Origin of the sequence: Massilia arenae (assembly GCF_008014745.1) — a bacterium.
Lineage (GTDB): Bacteria > Pseudomonadota > Gammaproteobacteria > Burkholderiales > Burkholderiaceae_D > Telluria > Telluria arenae.
In genome coordinates this window covers 206,459-225,905 of record NZ_VPFD01000001.1, presented here as the reverse complement: position 1 = coordinate 225,905, position 19,447 = coordinate 206,459, and the positions used below count along the sequence as shown (strand labels likewise).

Annotated in this window: 20 protein-coding genes and 1 tRNA gene; 4 read left to right on the top strand and 17 right to left on the bottom strand. The window is 63.8% G+C overall.

Annotated elements, in window-relative coordinates; translation table 11 throughout:
* Nucleotides 1–19 precede the first annotated feature (19 nt).
* The 15 genes from nuoI to FVD38_RS01025 all read right to left on the bottom strand — a co-directional run bounded on the left by nuoI (nt 20) and on the right by FVD38_RS01025 (nt 13,125).
* Nucleotides 20–508 (bottom strand): NADH-quinone oxidoreductase subunit NuoI, encoded by a 489-nt coding sequence (gene nuoI, locus FVD38_RS01095; protein ID WP_123067876.1) that lies wholly within the window; start codon nt 506–508, stop codon nt 20–22.
* A 9-nt stretch (nt 509–517) separates the two neighbouring features.
* Nucleotides 518–1,609, bottom strand: a complete 1,092-nt coding sequence (gene nuoH, locus FVD38_RS01090; protein WP_147933136.1) for an NADH-quinone oxidoreductase subunit NuoH — start codon at nt 1,607–1,609, stop codon at nt 518–520.
* Entirely contained in the window at nt 1,609–3,951 is a 2,343-nt protein-coding gene (gene nuoG, locus FVD38_RS01085; RefSeq protein ID WP_147933135.1) for an NADH-quinone oxidoreductase subunit NuoG, read from the bottom strand. Before nuoG ends, nuoH begins: the two co-directional genes overlap by 1 nt.
* Nucleotides 3,952–3,972: 21 nt before the next feature.
* Nucleotides 3,973–5,268 carry an NADH-quinone oxidoreductase subunit NuoF gene (gene nuoF, locus FVD38_RS01080; protein WP_123067873.1) on the bottom strand — a complete coding sequence of 432 codons (1,296 nt, stop codon included), beginning with the start codon at nt 5,266–5,268 and terminating at the stop codon, nt 3,973–3,975.
* The gene (gene nuoE, locus FVD38_RS01075; protein ID WP_147933134.1) at nt 5,265–5,741 is read right to left on the bottom strand and encodes an NADH-quinone oxidoreductase subunit NuoE; all 477 of its coding nucleotides are present in this window, start codon (nt 5,739–5,741) and stop codon (nt 5,265–5,267) included. The genes nuoF and nuoE overlap by 4 nt, the downstream gene beginning before the upstream one ends.
* Before the next feature lie 21 nt (nt 5,742–5,762).
* Nucleotides 5,763–7,016: an NADH-quinone oxidoreductase subunit D gene (locus FVD38_RS01070; RefSeq protein ID WP_147933133.1), complete on the bottom strand. Its 1,254-nt coding sequence runs from the start codon at nt 7,014–7,016 to the stop codon at nt 5,763–5,765.
* The gene (locus FVD38_RS01065) at nt 7,016–7,609 is read right to left on the bottom strand and encodes an NADH-quinone oxidoreductase subunit C (RefSeq protein WP_123067870.1); all 594 of its coding nucleotides are present in this window, start codon (nt 7,607–7,609) and stop codon (nt 7,016–7,018) included. Before FVD38_RS01065 ends, FVD38_RS01070 begins: the two co-directional genes overlap by 1 nt.
* Before the next feature lie 18 nt (nt 7,610–7,627).
* Nucleotides 7,628–8,104 carry a NuoB/complex I 20 kDa subunit family protein gene (locus tag FVD38_RS01060; RefSeq protein ID WP_147933132.1) on the bottom strand — a complete coding sequence of 159 codons (477 nt, stop codon included), beginning with the start codon at nt 8,102–8,104 and terminating at the stop codon, nt 7,628–7,630.
* A 3-nt stretch (nt 8,105–8,107) separates the two neighbouring features.
* Nucleotides 8,108–8,467: an NADH-quinone oxidoreductase subunit A gene (locus tag FVD38_RS01055; RefSeq protein ID WP_147933131.1), complete on the bottom strand. Its 360-nt coding sequence runs from the start codon at nt 8,465–8,467 to the stop codon at nt 8,108–8,110.
* A 171-nt stretch (nt 8,468–8,638) separates the two neighbouring features.
* Nucleotides 8,639–8,723, bottom strand: a tRNA-Leu gene (locus FVD38_RS01050).
* A gap of 297 nt (nt 8,724–9,020) precedes the next feature.
* Nucleotides 9,021–9,467 carry a preprotein translocase subunit SecG gene (secG, locus tag FVD38_RS01045; protein WP_147933130.1) on the bottom strand — a complete coding sequence of 149 codons (447 nt, stop codon included), beginning with the start codon at nt 9,465–9,467 and terminating at the stop codon, nt 9,021–9,023.
* A gap of 101 nt (nt 9,468–9,568) precedes the next feature.
* On the bottom strand, nt 9,569–10,315 hold the full coding sequence (tpiA, locus tag FVD38_RS01040; RefSeq protein WP_147933129.1) for a triose-phosphate isomerase: 747 nt from the start codon (nt 10,313–10,315) through the stop codon (nt 9,569–9,571).
* A gap of 161 nt (nt 10,316–10,476) precedes the next feature.
* Complete coding sequence (locus tag FVD38_RS01035; RefSeq protein ID WP_147933128.1) at nt 10,477–11,463, bottom strand: NAD(P)H-quinone oxidoreductase; 987 nt, start codon at nt 11,461–11,463, stop codon at nt 10,477–10,479.
* A gap of 75 nt (nt 11,464–11,538) precedes the next feature.
* Nucleotides 11,539–12,489 (bottom strand): MYG1 family protein, encoded by a 951-nt coding sequence (locus FVD38_RS01030; protein WP_147933127.1) that lies wholly within the window; start codon nt 12,487–12,489, stop codon nt 11,539–11,541.
* Nucleotides 12,490–12,561: 72 nt separating this feature from the next.
* A complete protein-coding gene (locus FVD38_RS01025) occupies nt 12,562–13,125 on the bottom strand; it encodes an Rv1443c family protein (RefSeq protein ID WP_147933126.1) in 564 nt (187 codons plus the stop codon).
* 196 nt (nt 13,126–13,321) lie between these two features.
* Here FVD38_RS01025 and FVD38_RS01020 point away from each other — a divergent pair, with 196 nt between their 5' ends.
* Nucleotides 13,322–14,500 carry a GDSL-type esterase/lipase family protein gene (locus FVD38_RS01020; RefSeq protein ID WP_147933125.1) on the top strand — a complete coding sequence of 393 codons (1,179 nt, stop codon included), beginning with the start codon at nt 13,322–13,324 and terminating at the stop codon, nt 14,498–14,500.
* Between the two features lie 4 nt (nt 14,501–14,504).
* Here the strand turns inward: FVD38_RS01020 and FVD38_RS01015 are convergent, their stop codons facing one another.
* A complete protein-coding gene (locus tag FVD38_RS01015; protein ID WP_147933124.1) occupies nt 14,505–15,128 on the bottom strand; it encodes a tetratricopeptide repeat protein in 624 nt (207 codons plus the stop codon).
* 24 nt (nt 15,129–15,152) lie between these two features.
* Nucleotides 15,153–15,941, bottom strand: coding sequence for a GIN domain-containing protein (locus FVD38_RS01010; RefSeq protein WP_147933123.1), 789 nt, complete (start codon nt 15,939–15,941; stop codon nt 15,153–15,155).
* Between the two features lie 280 nt (nt 15,942–16,221).
* On the opposite strand from FVD38_RS01010, the gene FVD38_RS01005 reads away from it, so the two are divergent.
* From FVD38_RS01005 to FVD38_RS00995, 3 genes are all read left to right on the top strand, one after another.
* Nucleotides 16,222–17,613 (top strand): M16 family metallopeptidase, encoded by a 1,392-nt coding sequence (locus FVD38_RS01005; protein WP_147933122.1) that lies wholly within the window; start codon nt 16,222–16,224, stop codon nt 17,611–17,613.
* Nucleotides 17,614–17,623: 10 nt separating this feature from the next.
* Complete coding sequence (locus FVD38_RS01000) at nt 17,624–19,045, top strand: M16 family metallopeptidase (RefSeq protein ID WP_147933121.1); 1,422 nt, start codon at nt 17,624–17,626, stop codon at nt 19,043–19,045.
* A gap of 119 nt (nt 19,046–19,164) precedes the next feature.
* Nucleotides 19,165–19,446, top strand: a complete 282-nt coding sequence (locus FVD38_RS00995) for a PAAR domain-containing protein (protein ID WP_147933200.1) — start codon at nt 19,165–19,167, stop codon at nt 19,444–19,446.
* The last annotated feature ends 1 nt before the right edge of the window (nt 19,447 follow it).

The window sequence follows — 19,447 nt, the reverse complement described above, 5'->3', positions numbered from 1 at the left end:
TACCCAGGACCCTTATGTTTTAGCGGTACTTCGCGTCCGCCTCGCGGGCGGCGGCGATGTCGGCTTCGTAGCGGTCGCCCACGGCGAGCAGCATCTCTTTGGTGTAGTAGAGATCGCCGCGTTTTTCGCCGTGATACTCGAAGATGCTGGTTTCCACGATCGAGTCGACCGGGCACGATTCTTCGCAGAAGCCGCAGAAGATGCACTTGGTCAGGTCGATGTCGTAGCGCGTGGTGCGGCGGGTGCCGTCATCGCGCTGCGACGATTCGATCGTGATGGCCATGGCAGGGCACACTGCTTCGCACAGCTTGCAGGCGATGCAGCGCTCTTCCCCGTTGGGGTAGCGACGCAGCGCGTGCAGGCCGCGGAAGCGGTTCGACATGGGAGTCTTTTCTTCCGGGTACTGGACCGTGATCTTGCGCGACAGCGCATATTTCCCGGTCAGGGCAAGGCCCTTGATCAACTCGGTCAGCATCAAGCTGCCGAGGATTTCTTTCATTCGAGACATGTCCGTTCCTTACTTCCAAATATTCCACGGCGTCTGCATCCAGACGGCAACGACGACCAGCCAGATCAGGGTCAGCGGGATGAACACCTTCCAGCCCAGGCGCATGATCTGGTCGTAGCGGTAGCGTGGGAAGGTACCGCGGACCCAGATGAAGAAGGTCACGAACAGGAAGGCTTTCAGGAACAGCCAGAAGAAGCCGATGAAGCCGCCAATGGTGCCGCCCACTTCCAGGAAGGCGAACGGCGCCGACCAGCCGCCCATGAAGAACAGCGAGGCCAGGGTACCGATCAGGATCATGTTGCCGTATTCGGCCAGCATGAACATCGCGTACGACATGCCCGAGTACTCGACCATGTGGCCGGCCACGATTTCCGATTCGCCTTCGATCACGTCGAACGGGTGACGACCGCACTCGGCCAGGCCCGACACGAGGTAGATGATGAACAGCGGGAACAGCGGCAGCCAGTTCCACGACAGGAAGTTCAGCCCTAAGTCGGCGAACATGCCCACTTGCTGGCCGGCGACGATGCCCGACAGGTTCAGGGTGCCCGAGACCATCAGCACGACCACCAGCACGAAGCCCATCGGGATTTCGTACGAGATCATCTGTGCCGAGGCGCGCATCGCGCCCATGAACGAGTACTTCGAGTTCGAGGCCCAGCCGGCGATGATGATGCCGTAGACTTCGACCGAGGTGATCGCCAGCAGCAGCAGCACGCCAGCGTTGACGTCGGCCAGCGCGAATTGCGGGCCGAACGGCACCACCGACCAGGCTGCCAGCGCCGGCATGATGGTCATGATCGGGCCGATGATGAACAGGTTGCGGTTCGCCTTGGCCGGGATCACGATTTCCTTGATCAAGAGCTTCAGGCCATCGGCCATCGGCTGCAGCAGGCCGCCAGGACCGACGCGGTTTGGGCCGATACGGATCTGGATCCAGCCGATGAATTTACGTTCCCACAGGGTGGCGTAGGCGATCGCGATCATCAGCGGTGCGACCACCGCGACGATCTTGATGATGGTCCAGACCAGAGGCCAGACCGGGCCGAGCAGGTCGGCGCCGCCGGCGTTGAATGAATCGATGTAACCGGGCGTTGCCATTACTTGCCCTCCCCTGCTTTTTCAACTTGGATGGAACCGAACATCGCGCCGAGCGTGGCGACGGCCGGATGGCCGGCGGCGACACGCACCGCGTTCGACGGCAGGGTCTTGTCGACGCTGGCGACCAGGACGGCCGAACCGTTGCCTTGCGTGACCTTAACCTTGTCGCCGGGGGTGACGCCGATCGATTCGGCGACCGCTTTCGACAGCGTGACCAGCGGCGCATTCGCGTCGGCGGTGCGCTGCAGCGGCTCGGAACGGCGGGCCAGCGCGTCGGTGAAGTACACCGGCACGTCGGTCAGGCGCTCGAGCTGGCCGGCCGGGGCATAGCTGCCTGCGGTCGGAGCCAGTTTCGCCACGTTGTTCAGCTTGGCCGACAGATCGGTATTGCCCTTGCCGAAGGCTTCGTCGCGGATCGATTCCGAAGTCTCGTAGTCGAAGCCGGTCAGGCCCAGCAGGTTGCCCAGCACGCGCAGCACTTTCCAGGCCGGACGCGCATCGCCCAGCGGACGCACGGTACCGTTGAAGCTCTGTGCGCGGCCTTCGCAGTTCACAAAAGTGCCCGAGGTTTCCGAGAACGGCGCGATCGGCAGCAGCACATCGGCGTAGTCCATGCCGTGCTTGAAGGCCGACATCGCGACCACCATTTCGGCGCCCTTCAGGGCGGCGACGGCTTGCTGCGGGTTGGCCGCATCCAGTTCCGGTTCCGCGTTCAGCAGCACATAGGCTTTCTTCGGCGTGGCGAACAGCGATTCCTTCTTGCCCGAGACAGCGCCCACCAGGTGGCCGCCGACCGAGTTGGCGGCGTCGACCAGGTAGCCGAACGAGCAACCGGTCTGCTCGGCGATCCACTGCGCGGCGGCATGGATCTGCGACGCTTGCGGATGTTGTGCGGCGGCGTTGCCCAGCAGGATAGCGCCTGGGACTTCGACGTCACCGACGACGACCAGCGAAGCGGCGATGGCACGCGCGTGCTCCGATGCTTCGATGCCTTCGAAACCGGCTGGCACGGCGATGTTCTTGTCGGCGGCGATGGCGACCACGACTTCCGACAGGGCGACCAGCCAGTCGCTCGGTGCGGCGACCAGCTTGTGGGCGACCTTCATCAGCAGCTCTTCATCGCTGCCACCCAGCACCGACAGGCGCAGGCCGGCCTTGGTGGCGGCGCGCAGGCGGGTGGTGACCAGCGGGTGATCCTTGCGCAGGAAGGAGCCGATGACGAGCGCGCGCTTCAGGGTCGACAGTTGCGCGATCGGCATGCCCAGCCATGGGGTCACCTGGCCGTCCAGCGCGAAATCGCTCTGGCGCAGGCGGAAGTCGATGTTCTCCGAACCGAAGCCGCGGAAGGCCTTGTTCAGCAGGTACAGTTCTTCCACCGTCGAGTGCGCGGTGGCGACGGCCGCGAGGGTGTCGGCGCCGTGCTCGTGGCGGATATTGCGCAGGCCGTGAGCGACATATTCAAGGGCCGTCGACCACTCGGTCTCGATCCACTTGTTGTCCTGCTTGATCATTGGCTTGGTCAGACGATCGGCATTGTCCAGCGCCTCGTACGAGAAACGCTCTTTATCCGACAGCCAGCACTCGTTGACCGCTTCGTTCTCGAGCGGCAGCACGCGCATGACTTTGCCGCCCTTGACCTGGACGATCAGGTTGGCGCCCAGCGAATCGTGCGGCGACACCGATTTGCGGCGCTGCAGTTCCCAAGGACGTGCCGAGTAGCGGAACGGCTTGCTGGTCAGCGCGCCGACCGGGCACAGGTCGATCATGTTACCGGACACTTCCGAGTCGACGGTCTTGCCGACGAAGGTGGTGATCTCGGAGTGCTCGCCGCGGCCCAGCATGCCGAATTCCATGACGCCGGCTACTTCTTGGCCGAAACGCACGCAACGGGTGCACTGGATGCAACGCGACATCTCTTCCATCGAGATCAGCGGGCCCGCTTCTTTCGGGGCCACCACGCGTTTTTCTTCTTCGTAGCGCGAGCCGCTCTTGCCGTAGCCGACGGCCAGATCCTGCAGCTGGCATTCGCCGCCCTGGTCGCAGATCGGGCAATCCAGCGGGTGGTTAATGAGCAGGAATTCCATCACCGACTTCTGGGCCTGCACGGCCTTGTCGCTGTGGCTGCGCACGATCATGCCTGGCGACACTGGCGTGGCGCATGCTGGCAGCGGCTTCGGCGCCTTCTCCACTTCGACCAGGCACATGCGGCAGTTCGCTGCGATCGACAATTTCTTGTGATAGCAGAAGTGCGGAATATAGGTGCCGAGTTTGTTTGCGGCGTCCATCACCATGGAACCCGGTGGGACTTCGACTTTCTTGCCGTCTAATTCGATTTCAACCATTTGATCGTTACCTGACCTGGTTTAAAGGTATGCGGGCACGAGGCAGTGCTTGTGCTCGATGTGATATTCAAATTCCTGGCGGAAGTGCTTGATCATCGCCTGGACGGGCATCGCGGCGGCATCGCCGAGCGCGCAGATGGTGCGGCCCTTGATGTTGTCGGCGATGTTGTTCAGCAGATCCATGTCTTCCGGACGACCCTGGCCATTCTCGATGCGATGGACCATGCGGTACATCCAGCCGGTGCCTTCACGGCACGGGGTGCACTGGCCGCACGATTCTTCGTAATAGAAGTACGACAGGCGCAGCAGCGACTTGACCATGCAGCGGGTCTCGTCCATGACGATGACGGCGCCCGAACCCAGCATCGAACCGGCTTTCGCGATCGAATCGTAGTCGAGGTCGGTCTGCATCATCAGATCGCCAGGAACGACAGGCGCCGACGAACCGCCAGGAATCACGGCCTTGATCTTCTTGCCGCCGCGCATGCCGCCAGCCAGTTCCATCAGGGTCGCGAACGGCGTGCCCAGCGGGACTTCGTAGTTGCCTGGACGCTCGACGTCGCCCGAGATCGAGAAGATCTTGGTGCCGCCGTTATTTGGTTTACCCAGCGCCATGTAGTTCTCGGCGCCGATGTTCAGGATGAACGGGACGGCCGCGAAGGTCTCGGTGTTGTTGATCGTGGTCGGTTTGCCGTACAGGCCGAACGAGGCCGGGAACGGCGGCTTGAAGCGCGGCTGGCCCTTCTTGCCTTCGAGCGATTCGAGCAGCGCGGTTTCTTCGCCGCAGATGTAGGCGCCATAGCCGTGGTGGGCGTGCAGCTGGAAGCTGAACTCCGAACCCAGGATGTTATTGCCCAGGAAGCCAGCGGCGCGCGCTTCTTCCAGCGCTTCTTCGAAGCGCAGGTAGTCTTCGAAGATCTCGCCGTGGATGTAGTTGTAACCCACGGTGATGCCCATCGCGTAGGCGCCGATGGCCATGCCTTCGATCAGCGCATGCGGGTTGTAGCGGATGATGTCGCGGTCCTTGAACGTGCCCGGTTCGCCTTCATCGGTATTGCAGACGAGGTATTTCTGGCCCGGGAACTGGCGCGGCATGAAGCTCCACTTCAGGCCGGTCGGGAAGCCCGCACCGCCGCGGCCACGCAGGCCCGAGGCCTTCATGTCGGCGATGATCTGCTCAGGGGTGATCTTTTCTTCGATGATGCGGCGCAGCGCCGAATAGCCGCCACGATTGACGTAGTCGGCCAGGTGCCAGTTTTCGCCGTTCAGGTTGGCGAGGATCAGCGGTTTGATGTGACGGTCGTGCAGACTGGTCATTTGTTCAGGTCCTCAAGCAGGGCGTCGATCTTGGCGTCGCTCATGAACGAACACATGCGGTGGTTGTTCACCAGCATCACCGGTGCGTCGCCGCAGGCGCCCATGCACTCGCCTTCCATCAGCGTGAACTTACCGTCGGCGGTGGTGTCGCGGAAGTCGATGCCGAGCGCGTCCTTGATGCGCTGGGCCGCGCGTTCGCCGCCCGACAGCGCGCATGGCAGGTTGGTGCACACGGTGATCTTGTGCTGGCCGACCGGCTTGATGTTGAACATATTGTAGAAAGTCGCCACTTCCTGCACGGCGATGGCCGGCATGCCGATGTAGTCGGCAATCTCTTGCATGGTTTCAGGCGACAACCAGCCCAGTTCGACCTGGGCGTGGGCCAGCGAAGCCATCACGGCCGACTGGCGTTGATCGGCTGGGTACTTGGCCAGCTCGCGATCGATTTTTTGATAGCACTGCGCGGATAACATAGTTTTTCTCTGCCCTTCCTCTTACCGGTCGATACTGCCGAACACGATGTCCTGGGTACCGATGATGGCCACCGCGTCAGCGATCATGTGGCCGCGTGCCATCTCGTCGAGGCTCTGCAGGTGGACATAGTCCGGAGTGCGGATTTTCAGGCGGTATGGCTTGTTGGCGCCGTCGGAGACGATATAGATGCCGAACTCGCCCTTCGGGTGCTCGACCGCGGCATACGCCTCGCCCTCTGGGACGTGGAAGCCTTCGGTGAACAGCTTGAAGTGGTGGATCAGCGATTCCATATTGGACTTCATGTCCATCCGGTTCGGCGGCGCGATCTTGTTGTTGTCGATCATCACCGGGCCTGGATTGGCGCGCAGCCAGGTCAGGCACTGCTTGATGATGCGGTTCGACTGGCGCATTTCTTCCACGCGCACCAGGTAGCGGTCGTAGGAGTCGCCATTGGTGCCGACCGGGATGTCGAACTCGACCTTGTCGTAGGCCGCGTAAGGCTGATGCTTGCGCAGATCCCAGGCGATGCCCGAACCGCGCAGCATGGCGCCGGTGAAGCCCATGGCTTTCGCGTCTTCAGGCGACACGACACCGATGCCGACGGTGCGCTGCTTCCAGATACGGTTATCGGTCAGCAGGGTCTCGTACTCGTCGACATAGCCGTCGAACCGCTTGGTGAACGCGTCCAGGAAGTCGATGACCGAACCCTGGCGGTGTTCGTTCAGGTCGGCGATCGCCTTGGCGCTGCGGATCGGCGATTGCTTGTGCTGCGGCATGGTGTCCGGCAGGTCGCGATACACGCCGCCCGGACGGTAGTAGGCCGCGTGCATGCGCGCGCCCGACACCGCTTCATAGACGTCGAACAGGTCTTCGCGGTCGCGGAAGCAGTACAGGAACGGGCCCATGGCGCCGATGTCCAGTGCGTGCGCGCCGAGCCACATCAGGTGGTTCAGGATGCGGGTGACTTCGTCGAACATCGTGCGGATGTACTGGGCGCGGATCGGCGCTTCGATGCCGAGCAGCTTTTCGATCGCCAGCACGTAGCCGTGCTCGTTGCACATCATCGACACGTAGTCGAGACGGTCCATGTACGGAACCGACTGCAGATAGGTGCGGGTTTCCGCCAGCTTCTCGGTACCGCGGTGCAGCAGGCCGATGTGCGGGTCGGCGCGCTGGATCACCTCGCCGTCGAGTTCGAGCACCAGGCGCAGCACGCCGTGCGCTGCCGGGTGCTGCGGACCAAAGTTCAGGGTGTAGTTCTTAAGCTCAGCCATTATTTCGTCCCGTAGGTCTCTTCGCGAATCACGCGCGGGATGTTCTCGCGCGGCTCGATCGTGACGGGTTGGTAGATCACGCGTTTCTGTTCCGGGTCGTAGCGCATTTCGACATAGCCCGAGATCGGGAAGTCCTTGCGGAACGGGTGGCCGATGAAGCCGTAGTCGGTCAGGATGCGGCGCAGGTCGCCGTGGCCGTCGAACAGGATGCCGAACATGTCGAACGCTTCGCGCTCGAACCAGTTGGCGGCGCGCCAGATACCGGTGATCGATTCGACCAGCGGCATGTCGTCGTCCGGGCAGAACACGCGCACGCGGACGCGCCAGTTCTTCGCCAGGGAAAGCAGGTGCACCACGACCGCGAAGCGCGGACCTTCGTAGGTGCCTTCGCCATAGGTCGAATAGTCGACGCCGCACAGGTCGATCATCTGTTCGAATGCCAGGGTGCTGTCGTCGCGGAGCAGCTGCATCGTCTTGATGTAGTCTGCGGCCTTGACCACCACCGTCACTTCGCCCAGCGCCGCCGAAATGGCAACGCCCTCGCCCAATGCATTTTTCAGGGCGAGTTCAAGGGTCTCGAGTTTTGTCGTCATGGAGTACGCCGTCCGTTTTTAGCGCGCGATGGTATTGGTGCGCTTGATCTTGTTCTGGAGCTGCATGATGCCGTACAGCAGAGCTTCGGCAGTCGGCGGGCAGCCTGGCACGTACACATCGACCGGGACGATGCGATCGCAGCCGCGCACCACCGAATACGAGTAGTGGTAGTAGCCGCCGCCGTTGGCACAGGAACCCATCGAGATCACCCAGCGCGGTTCCGCCATCTGGTCATAGACCTTGCGCAGCGCCGGCGCCATCTTGTTGCACAGGGTGCCGGCGACGATCATCACGTCGGACTGACGTGGCGATGGACGGAACACGATACCGAAGCGGTCCATGTCGTAGCGGGCCGCGCCCACGTGCATCATCTCGACCGCGCAGCAGGCCAGACCGAACGTCATCGGGAACATCGACCCCGTGCGCGCCCAGTTGACCAGCTTGTCGGCTGTGGTGGTGATGAAACCTTCGTTTAATACGCCTTCAATTGCCATGGCTTATTCCCAATCAAGGGCACCTTTCTTCCAGATGTACCAGAAACCGACCACGAACTCGGCGATGAACACCATCATCGTGATGAAACCGGTCCAACCCAGCTCGCGCATCGAGACGCCCCATGGGAAGAAGAATGCCGTTTCCAGATCAAACAAAATGAACAAGATCGCGATCAGGTAGTACCTGACGTCGAACTTCATGCGTGCGTCTTCGAACGCTTCGAAGCCGCATTCATACGGGGACAGCTTGGCAGCGTCGGGCTTGTGCGGGCCGAGCAGGCGACCGAGCACCTGCGGGGCAACACCGACACCGATGCCAACCAGGATAAAGAGAAGAACGGGGAGATAATTTTCGAGGTTCACAGCTGAAGCTTCCTGAACGATCGGTTAATGAAATGCTGCGGGGATGCAGCACCGAATCGTGCGAACCTGGCTTCAAGCCTGCCACCAGGACCGGACGACGATCCTCGTAAAAAAGCCAGCGCAGGCATGAGGAAAAACTCGTGCGCCCTTGCTGGCTTTCTTTCTAAATTTTGGTGCCGACGGCGAGACTCGAACTCGCACAGCTTGCGCCACTACCCCCTCAAGATAGCGTGTCTACCAATTTCACCACGTCGGCTGGAGACCAGTATTTTACCCTGCCTTAGCATTACTTATCAATGCTCAAATTGCGCAATCACAAGGATATTTGCGAATTCTTTGAATCATGTCGCCGAATAATCGATGGCTCATCAATTATTTACGCCAACAGACCGCACTGCTAAACAAGGTACGTGTCAATATTCCAGGGTCACGTACCGTATGGCTTGATACTTTAGCCACGCGCCGCAGCATTCTACGCCTAAAAACACAAACGCGCCGTAGAACGGCGCGTTTATGAACAACAAGTGTGGCGCGGTTGCCGCGCCCTACCCCATTACTTGGCTGGAGCGGCCGGCGCTGGCGCCGGTGCTGCCGGGGCCGGGGTCGCCGGAATGGCTGCGGCCGGTGCGGCGCTGTTGGCTGGCAGGGTCGGCACGTCGGCCGGTGCGGTCTGGGCCGGTGCGCCGCCAGGGATGCCCGTAGCAGGCGCCTGGCTCGACGGCACGGTCACACGTCCCATGACGCCGCCACCGCTCTCGCCGCTGCCGCTGTTGCCGATATAGGCCAGGGCCAGGGTCGAACCGAAGAAGATGGCGGCCGCGACCGCGGTCGACTTCGACAGGAAGTTCGACGAACCCGAGGCGCCGAACAGGCTGCCCGAGGCGCCCGAACCGAAGGCCGCGCCCATATCGGCGCCCTTACCGTGCTGCATCAGGACCAGGCCGATAATGGCCAGGGCCGAAACAACTTGCACGACGATAATCAAATTGAACCAGATCATTGCAATTCCATTCCAAGTTTAAAACAACGTTTTTAAATTTCTTATATTTTCAAAAGATTCGAAAATTCGTGATGCCTATAGCCAAATCTTATGCTGCGCGCTTACGCGGCCCGAATAATCCCAAGGAAATCACTCGACTTTAAGGCCGCCCCACCAATCAGGCCGCCATCGATATCCGGCTGCGCCATCAGATCGCCTGCATTCTCCGGCTTCATGCTGCCGCCGTAAAGGATTTGTACGCTCTCCGCCGCCTCGGCGTTGCAGTTGCGCAGTTTTTCGCGCAAGAAGGCGTGCACTTCCTGGGCCATCGCCGGCGTCGCCGTCTTGCCGGTGCCGATCGCCCATACCGGCTCGTAGGCCAGCACCAGCTTCGGCACGGCATCGGCGCCCACCGCTTCCAGCACCGCATCCAGCTGGGCGCCGACCACGTCCTGCGTGGCGCCCGCTTCGCGCTGTTCGAGCGCTTCACCGACGCACACGATCGGGGTCAGGCCGGCATCCAGCGCCGCCTTGGCCTTGCTCGCCACCAGCGCATTCGATTCGCCATGGTAGGCGCGGCGCTCGGAGTGGCCGACGATCACGTAACGACAGCCGAAATCCTGCAGCATCGAGGAACAGACTTCGCCGGTGAAGGCGCCGCACGGCTCGGTCGCGACGTCTTGCGCGCCCCAGGCCATCGAACTGCCTGCGAGAAGTTGTTCACACTGAAAGAGGTAGGGAGCGGGGACGCAGACGGCGCTCGCGGCGCCTGCCTCGGTCAATCCAGCAAGAATACCTTGCAGCAGCTGTGCATTGGCTGCACGGCTGCCGTTCATCTTCCAGTTACCTACGACGAGTTTGGGACGCATACTACCCCATGTCAAATAACCCGCTATTCTAGCGGTCGATCATATGGCGGTCAAACACAGGCTGAGCTGCTCAGCTCGTTGATTTTTTGCCTGGAAACCGCCGCCACTGCGTGCCCGCGAGGCCGTCCTGGCCCCGCCGACACGCTCCTTTTCCCTACCTGTCAGCCCGGCTGCACCTGCAGCACGATCTTGCCGACGTGGGTGCTCGATTCCATCAGGGCATGGGCCTCGGCCGCCTGCTCCAGGGGGAAAACCTGGTGGATCACCGGCTTGATCTTGCCCTGGGCAAACAGCGGCCAGGCATGTTCACGCAACTGTTGCGCGATCGCCGCCTTGAATTCCACCGGACGCGGCCGCAGGGTCGAGCCGGTGATGTGCAGGCGCCGCCGCAGCACCTGCCCCATATCGACATTGGCGCGCGCGCCGCCCAGCAGCGCGATCACGACCAGGCGGCCGTCGTCGGCCAGGCAATCGATCTCGCGCGCCACGTAGTCGCCCGCGACCATGTCCAGGATAACGTCGACACCTTTGCCGTTCGTGAGTTCCTTGATCACGGCGACGAAATCCTCGTCGCGGTAATTGATGCCCCGGTCGGCGCCCAGCGCTTCAACGGCGCGGCATTTGTCCGCGCTGCCGGCGGTGGCGAACACGCGGTGGCCCAGGGCCTTGGCCAGCTGGATCGCGGTCACGCCGATGCCCGAGCTGCCGCCCTGCACCAGCAGGCTTTCGCCCTCGGACAGGCGGGCGCGATCGAACACATTGCTCCACACGGTGAAATACGTTTCCGGCAAGGTGGCCGCCTCCAGCGCGCTCAGGCCTTGCGGCACCGGCAGGCACTGCTCGAGCGGCGCCGCGCAGTATTCGGCATAGCCGCCGCCCTGCACCAGCGCACACACGAGGTCGCCCTTTTTGAGGTCACTGCCTTCCAGGTCGCCGTCGACGATCTCGCCCGCCACTTCCAGGCCCGGCAGGTCGGAGGCGCCGGGCGGCACCGGGTATTTACCCATGCGCTGCAGCACGTCGGGCCGGTTGATGCCGGCGGCGTGAACCTTGATGAGCACTTCGCCGGCCTTCAGGACCGGCGTCGGGCGCTCGCACAGCTGCAGGACTTCCGGCTTGCCGGGCTGGGTGATCTCGATGGCGCGCATGGTTGATTACTCCCGTGTTAGCAAAACCGTAATTGTACGGGAGTCGGAGCCGGCTTGCGCGCCGCCGTGAATGCCTTAGGCGCCCGCCTCAACCGCCGCCAGCGCCTGGCGCGCCATGGTCAGGGCGCCCGCATAGCTGCGGGCGGCGGCGATGAAGCGGCCGGTATGGCAGAACACGGCATCCTCGACACCGGTGACGGCCGCCAGCTCGGCTTCGCGCAGGCCGGCCCAGGCTTCCGGCAGGTCGGCTCTAGCGTCGAAGCTCTCGGTGTCGACCGACACCGTGTGCAGCATATAGCGCTGCTCGGTCAAACTGTGGCTGATGACGAACAGGATCTTCGGCATCTCCTTGCGCACCACACTGCTCCAGGGAAGCGCGGCATTCTTGAGGAACAGCAGCTTGCCGTCTTCGAGCACCTCGGCCTGGCGCACCTGGGTCACGGCCAGCATCGCGCCGACGCGGTAGCGCACGGCATTGCCCATGATGTCGGTCAAGAACTCGACGGCGCGCATGAACTGGCCCATGCGGTAGACCTCGACCGCCTCGCCATAGCCCAGGCGCTGCTCGTCGAGCCAGCCGGGATTAAAGCCCGACACCACTGCCGACAAGCCATAGCTACCCGGCGCGTTCTTGGCCACGCCGACGTCCGACAGGTCGAGATATTGCACGATGTCGGCATCGATCGCGTAGGCGATCTGCTGGGCCGTCTCGTCCGTCAACCGCTCACCGGTATGGCGCTCGGCCAGGGCGGCGACGCAGCGCGCGCCATAATCGCGCCAGACCAGGCCGGCGCTGGCATAGGGCACGCCGGACACGCGGGTGGCGTCGAATTCCTTCTGGTGGTGGTCGAAACGGCCGGTGGCCGGGTCCCAGACCCCGCCGACGTCGATCGCGAAATCGGCGGCATCGATCCTGGCCTGTTCGCGGGTGCGGACGACGTCCGCCTCGGGGAACAGCACCTTCAGGACGGCGACCGCCCACGCATCATCTGCGTGGAATTTGCCGCCGTGAGTGGCAATCAACATACATGCTCCAAATGGTCGCCGCGCCATAGCCACTGTATTGACAGGCGCGCGCGCGTGAGTCGAAGCCGAAGCCTACCACGCGGACCTGTCCCGGCGCGCCCTTCCATCTCTGTTTTGGGCAATTTCCTGGCTTTGCGCACCGAGCGCACGCGCCAGCATCTTGTGGCGGTGCGCGAACAACAGCTTCACCATGGCGCGCACGACCGGCGTGGCGAACCGGGGCGAGAACTTCACATGGTCGGTAATCAGGGCGCCGCGGCCGTCGGCAGCCGGCGTGATCACGCGCTCGTGGCGCCAGGCGTGCATCGACAGCAGTTGCGACTGCTCGACGAAGCGATGGCCCGGCACGATCTCGGTGAACGTCAACTTCGACATATCGACCGGAAACAAACCGAACAACAGGAACTGGCAGCGGCCCAGCGACTTGCCGAGCATCGTATTGGCGCCGATATCCGTCATCCCTTTCGGAAAGACGAGCTTCAGCAAGGGCCGCATCTCGGCGCGCACGCTCTGGAGCGAGGTCGACCAGGCCCAGGCCTCTTGTGTCGAAACCGGCACCTGGGTCGTCATCGTCAATTCAACATCCGCCATCGTCATCTCCTCATCGATGTATCCAGGCATCATGCTGGACCCCATCGGCGCTCCGCTCAGTTCGCCAGATCGCTTACGGCCAACTTTAGATGGCTGGAATTTTCTTGTTGGAATCGCAATCAAAGTGGGCTTCGATATCGCGCAACGATGCAGCGGCTTGCCGTCTTTTCCACATCCTGTATTGCCGCTAGATTGTCAATACGAGCTCATGCTTATCGCATGAGTATCCGAGGAGCATCACATGAACCGTTTCCTGTCCGCCCTGGCCGCAGCCATCATCCTGGCCGCGCAGCCCGCCGTGGCCCAATCATGGGACACCAGCCATTGGACCGCGAGCTGGGGCGCCGCGCCGGCCGGACCGCCACCGGACGCCAGCATGCATGCCTTCAATAACCAGACCCTGCGCCTGATCGTGCAGTCCAGCGTGGGCGGCAATCGCGTGCGCATCCGCCTGTCCAACGAACTGGGATCGACACCGCTGCGGATCGGCGCGGCGCGCATCGGCCTGCGCTCCCAAGGTTCGGACCTGGCGCCCGGCACCGACCGCGCCCTGACCTTTGGCGGGCGCACCGGCGTGACGATCCCGGCCGGCGCGCCGGCGCTGTCCGATCCCGCCGAGCTGAACCTGCCGCCCCTCGCGCAGGTGGCCGTCAGCATCTACCTGCCGGGCGCCGTGCAGGCGTCCAGCGTGCACGTCCAGGCGCGCCAGACCGGCTATGTGTCCTTGAGCGGCGACCATACCGCCAGCGCCAGCCTGCCGGTCCAACGCACGATCGCGGCCTGGCCTTTCCTGACGGCGCTGGAAGTCGATGGCATGCAAGGCGCCATCGTCGTGCTGGGCGACGCCGACCGGCGCTGGACCGACGTGCTGGCGCGGCTCCTCCAGGCCCGGCGCGACGCCGCTGCGCGCCTTGCCGTGATCGACCGCGGCGTCAAAGGCAACCGCCTGCTGGGCGACGACCCGGCCAACCCGCTGGCCGGACGCAGCGCCCTGGCGCGGTTCGAGCGCGACGTGCTGGCCACCAGCGGCGTGCGCCAGCTGGTGCTGATGATCGGCATCGAGGATATCGGCCACAGTTCGGCCGCCAATCCGCTCACGCCGGAGGAGTTGGTGGCCGGCTATCGCCAGCTGATCGCGCGCGCCCGCGCCGCGCGCATCGCCGTGACCGGCGGCACGCTGGCGCCGTTCGAGGGCGCGGCGCTGTACTCGATTGAAAAGGAAGCGCTGCGCCAGGCGGTGAATGCCTGGATCCGCAGCAGCGGTGAATTCGACGCGGTGTTCGACGCCGACCGCGTGCTGCGCGACCCGGCGCGCCCCAGCCGGCTGTTGCCGGCCTATGACAGCGGCGACCACCTGCACCCGAACGACCGTGGTTACCAGGCGCTGGGCGAGGCGATGCCGCTGCTGAATACCCGCTGAATGCCTACAGGTTGCCGCCCGTCTTGGACGCGGTCGGCAAGGCCGTCCCCGCCTTCCAGGTGCGCGACAGGGCCTGCGCTTCTTCGACCTGTTCCGGCGTCATCTTCTTGCCGATCGCAGCGCGCTGTTCGACCGCATTGCGGTGGCCACCGGCCGCGGCCAGGTTGTACAGCATATAGGCCAGCACCGCATCCTGCGGCACGCCGGCCACGCTGTAGCGGTACATCAGCCCGAGCGCGTGCTGGGCGTCGGGATTGCCCTGCTCGGCCGCCTTGCGGAACCAGCTCACCACATGCTTCTGGTCCTGCGGCACGACGTTGCCGGTGTAGTACATGGCGCCCACCACGTACTGGGCGTCGGCCTTGCCCTGCCCGGCCGCCTTCAGGTGCCAGGCGAAGGCCTGCTTGTAGTCGCGCGTGACGCCGCGGCCCATGTAGTACATCAGGCCCAGCAGGTGCTGGGCGTCGGGATCGCCGGCCTTGGCCAGCGGACTGATTTCTTTTAATGCCAGCGCATAGTTGCGGGCGTTGTAGGCGCTCGCGCCCTCCGCAAAGCCGGCCCGGGCGCTCGCCTGCAGGCCCAATTGCAGGCCGATGGCTAGCAGCGTCACAAGGAGTATTTTTTTCATGTCTCGTGCACAGAATCTGGATCGTTATTTCCAGTTGACCTTGCCCAGGCCATCGAGGGCGACCTTGCGGTTGGCCGGCTTGCCGAACACCGTCACCGAGCCCATGCCCGACAGCGCGAGGTTGGCGCTGCGCTGGGCATTGACGGTGGCGTTGCCCAGGCCCGACAAGTCCAGCGTGACCGAGTCGACCGTACAGGCCTGGGCGTCCAGCCCGCCCAGTCCGCCCAGCTCGGCCCTGAGGTTCTTGCTGCGCCCGCTCAGGGTCACGTAGCCGGCGCCGCCCAGGCTCAGGTCGACGTGCTCGCTGTTCACGCCCTGGATCTTGAGGTTGCCGACGCCGCCCAGGCTGGCCTTGATGGTGCGGTATTCCGACGATGATACATACATCGAGCCGGCGCCATCCAGGTTGATGCTCAGCGTTTCGCCGGCAAAGCCGCTCACGGTGGTGGAACCGAGGCTTTCCGACGACACCGCCTGCAGGTTCGGCAGCACCAGTTCGGCCTGCAGGCCGGACGAGCGGCCGAAGCTGAAGCCGGAATTGCGGCCCTCGGTCTCGATGTTCAGGGTATCCCCTTTCTGCGAGGTCGTGGTCCGCGACAGCAGGCGCGCATCGCCGGTGAGCACCAGGGCCGGGGTGGCCCCCTGCCGGATCTTCAGGTCGCCCAGCCCTTCAAGCTTGACGCGCACCACCCGCGCATCGATCGGGCGGGTCTCGGTGCTCATCTCCGGGGCGGCCTCGGCGACGCCGATCGACGCCCAGAACAAGGCGCACGGCACGGCAATGGCGGCGCCCAGCTTGATCAGGTGGTTCATCCATTCTCTCCAGTAAATTCTTGCGCCGGCTTGGCGCCGGGACTTGTCATGTTGCAACTATAGCCTGAAAGCCAGGCGGGTCGATGGCCCATGCGACGAACTGCACGATTCGCCACCCGAAATGCACACGCCGGGGATGGATGCCGTCTGCATGAGATCGGCATAGACAGGCATAAGCCGTGCGATGGCACAATAAAAAGACCACTTATCAACATGCCATTGCGCTAAGATGAGCCGCCGGTGGCCCCGCCGCCGTCCTACCATTCATCATGAGGTCCCCATGCGCATGCGCCAATTACCTGTCCTGATGGCCGGGCTCACCCTGTCGATGTCGGCCTTCGCGGCCCCGAGCGACCAGTGGACCCTGCCGGTCAATACCAAGAAACTCGACAACGGACTGACCGTCATCGTGTCGGAAGACCGCAGCTCGCCGACCGTCGGCGTCTCGGTGGTCTACCACGTCGGCATGCGCCTCGAGCCGCGTAACCGCACCGGCTTCGCCCACCTGTTCGAACACCTGATGTTCCAGGGCACGCCGAACGCGCCGAAGGGCGTGTTCGACACCACCATCACCGCCGGCGGCGGCTGGAACAACGGCTCGACCCGCCCCGACTTCACCAACTACATCGAGACCGCCCCGGCCTCGAGCCTGGAGCCGATCCTGTGGCTGGAAGCCGACCGCATGAAGACGCTCGACTTCAACCCCACGACGCTGAAGAACCAGCAGGACGTGGTCAAGGAAGAGATCCGCGTCAACGTCAAGAATCAGCCCTACGGCGGCTTCATGTGGATCGACATCAGCCAGCACGCCTTCCAGAAATGGGAGAACAACCACGACGGCTACGGCAGCTTCGAAGACCTGGAAAACGCCAGCCTGGACGACGTGCGCGCCTTCCACCGCGACTACTACGGCCCCAATAACGCGGTGCTGGCGATCGCAGGCGACATCACGCCGCAGCAGGGCTTCGCCCTGGCCCAGAAATACTTCGGCGGCATCGCGGCGCGCCCTGTGCCGAAGGGCACCGATTTCTCGGAGCCGCTGGGCACCGCCGAAAAACGGCTGGAGCAAAGCGACGCCCTGGCCCAGGTGCCGGCCATCGCGGCGGCCTGGAAGGTGCCGGAGCGCGGCAGCCGCGACCAGGCGCCGATCGCAGTGCTGGCCGAGCTGCTGGGCGGCGGCGACGCCTCGCTGTTCTACCAGGGCCTCGTGAAGGGCCGCGAGATCGCCCTCAACGTCGACACCATGTTCGGCCTGACCAGCCCGTGGGAATACAACGGCCCGACCCTGATGACCGTGTTCGCGCTATATAAGCCGGACAGCAGCGCCGACGCCGTGCTCAAGGCGATGGACGAAGAGATCGCGAAGATCGCGAAGGATGGCGTCGATGACGCGACCCTCAAGCGCGTCAAGACCCGCATGCTGGCCGACTGGAACAACAAGCTGGAAAGCTTCGTGAACCGCGCCGACACGATGGCCAAGCTGCAGGTCTTGTGGGGCGACGCCAATGTGGTCAACAAGATCCCGGGCTGGATCGAGGGCGTGACCTCGAACGACATCCAGCGCGCGGTCAAGACCTACCTGGTGCCGGCCAACCGCACCGTCATCGACCGCAAGCCGGCCGCCATGATCGAGGCGGCCAAGACCGCCTCGGCCGCCACCAACACCAAATAAGGAGCGCATCATGAACAAACTGATGCTGAAGTTGACCTTACCTCTCGCTGTTTCCCTCGCCTTTGCGCCGGGGGCACATGCCGCTGACGTCAAGACGCCATCCGGCATGCCTGCCTACGGCCAGGAAAAATCGATCCCGGCGCCCAAGATCGCCAAACAGACCCTGTCCAACGGCCTGACCGTATGGGTCGTGCCACGCGAGGGCCTGCCGCGCGTGGACTATGTGCTGGCGCTGCGCGGCGCCGGCTTCGCGGCCGACGCGCCGAACCAGAGCGGCTTTGCCGCCATGCTGGCCGGCATGCTCAACGAAGGCACGGCCAAGCGCGATTCGCGCGCGATCGCCGAAGCGGCCCAGGGCATGGGCGGTGAAGTGGCGGCCAGCCCGGCCGCCGACGGCATCGTCGTCTCGGGCAACGCCCTGGCCTCGCAGGCAAGCGGCATGCTGAACCTGATGGCCGAGATCGTGCGCCAGCCGTCCTTCCCCGAGAACGAAGTGACGCTGGCCAAGGCCAATGCGCTGCAGTCGCTGCGTGTGTCCGAGACCCAGCCGAGCTTCCGCGCCGAGCGCGCGATCAAGAAGGCCGTGTATGCCGACCACCCGTATGGCCGCACCGACCCGACGGTCGAGTCGATCAATGCCGTCAGCGCCGGCATGCTGCGCACGGAACACGCGAAGCGCTTCCGTCCCGACCGCGCGCTGCTGGTGGTCACCGGCCGCATCACCGAAGCCGAGGCCATGAAGCTGGCGCAAGCGGCGTTCGGCGACTGGAAAGCCAGCGGCGCGGCCCTGCCCGACACCACGGCGGCGGCGACGAATGTGAAGCCGGCGCGCATCCTGCTCAAGCGTGACGGCAGCGTGCAGTCGACCCTGCGCCTGGGCAGCCCCGGCATCGCGGCCAGCGCGGCCGACCAGATCCCGCTGCGCCTGACCAGCACCATCCTGGGCGGCGGCTTCTCGAGCCGCATCAACACCAATCTGCGCGAAGAAAAGGGTTATACCTACGGCGCTTCGGCCGGCGCGCGCATGAGCCGCGCGGGCGGCATGATGGTGGGCGGCGCCGACGTGCGCAACGAAGTCACCGGTGCTTCGCTGGAAGAGTACTTCAAGGAATACAAGCGTCTGGGTAGCGAGCTGGTACCGGCCAAGGAGATGGACATGAACAAGCGCTATGTCGCGGGCGGCTACCTGCTCAGCAACCAGTTGCAGCGTTCGGTCGCCAACACCCTGGCCGCCAACTGGCTGGTCGGCCTGCCGCCGGAATTTTTGGGCGAATACGTGCCGAAGATCCAGAAAGTCACGCCGGAGCAGGTGCGCACCGTGGCGAAGAAGTATTTCGCTCCGGATAACCAGTCGCTCGTGGTGGTGGGCGATCCGTCCAAGCTCGAGGAGCAGCTCAAGCCGTATGGCGACTTCAAGGTGACGGACAAGTAAGCTGGCCGCAGATTCTTGCCTGAAAGCCCCGCGACCTTGGCGGGGCTTTTTTTATAAGTTGTCAAAACCGGCTACCCGGTCCATCCTTATGCTGCAGCCTTGGGTACAAGGAGTTGGACATGGCAACGCGCTACTACATCACGCTCGGCGCATCGACGACGTCCGGCGGCAAGGTCACGTCAGCCAGCTCGCTGCTGGCGCTCGATGGTGTGAAGGTCGCGCTCGAAGGCGACCAGGTGTCCTGCCCCGTCTGCGAGACGACGGGCATCATCGGCCTCGACGGCCCACGCCTGTCGGCGCGCCACGACGGCCGGCAGTACGCCCTCGACGGCGACCTGTGCCTGTGCCGCTGCGATCCGCCGCCGCGGCTGGTCGCGGTGCAGCATCTGTGCGGCCAATAAT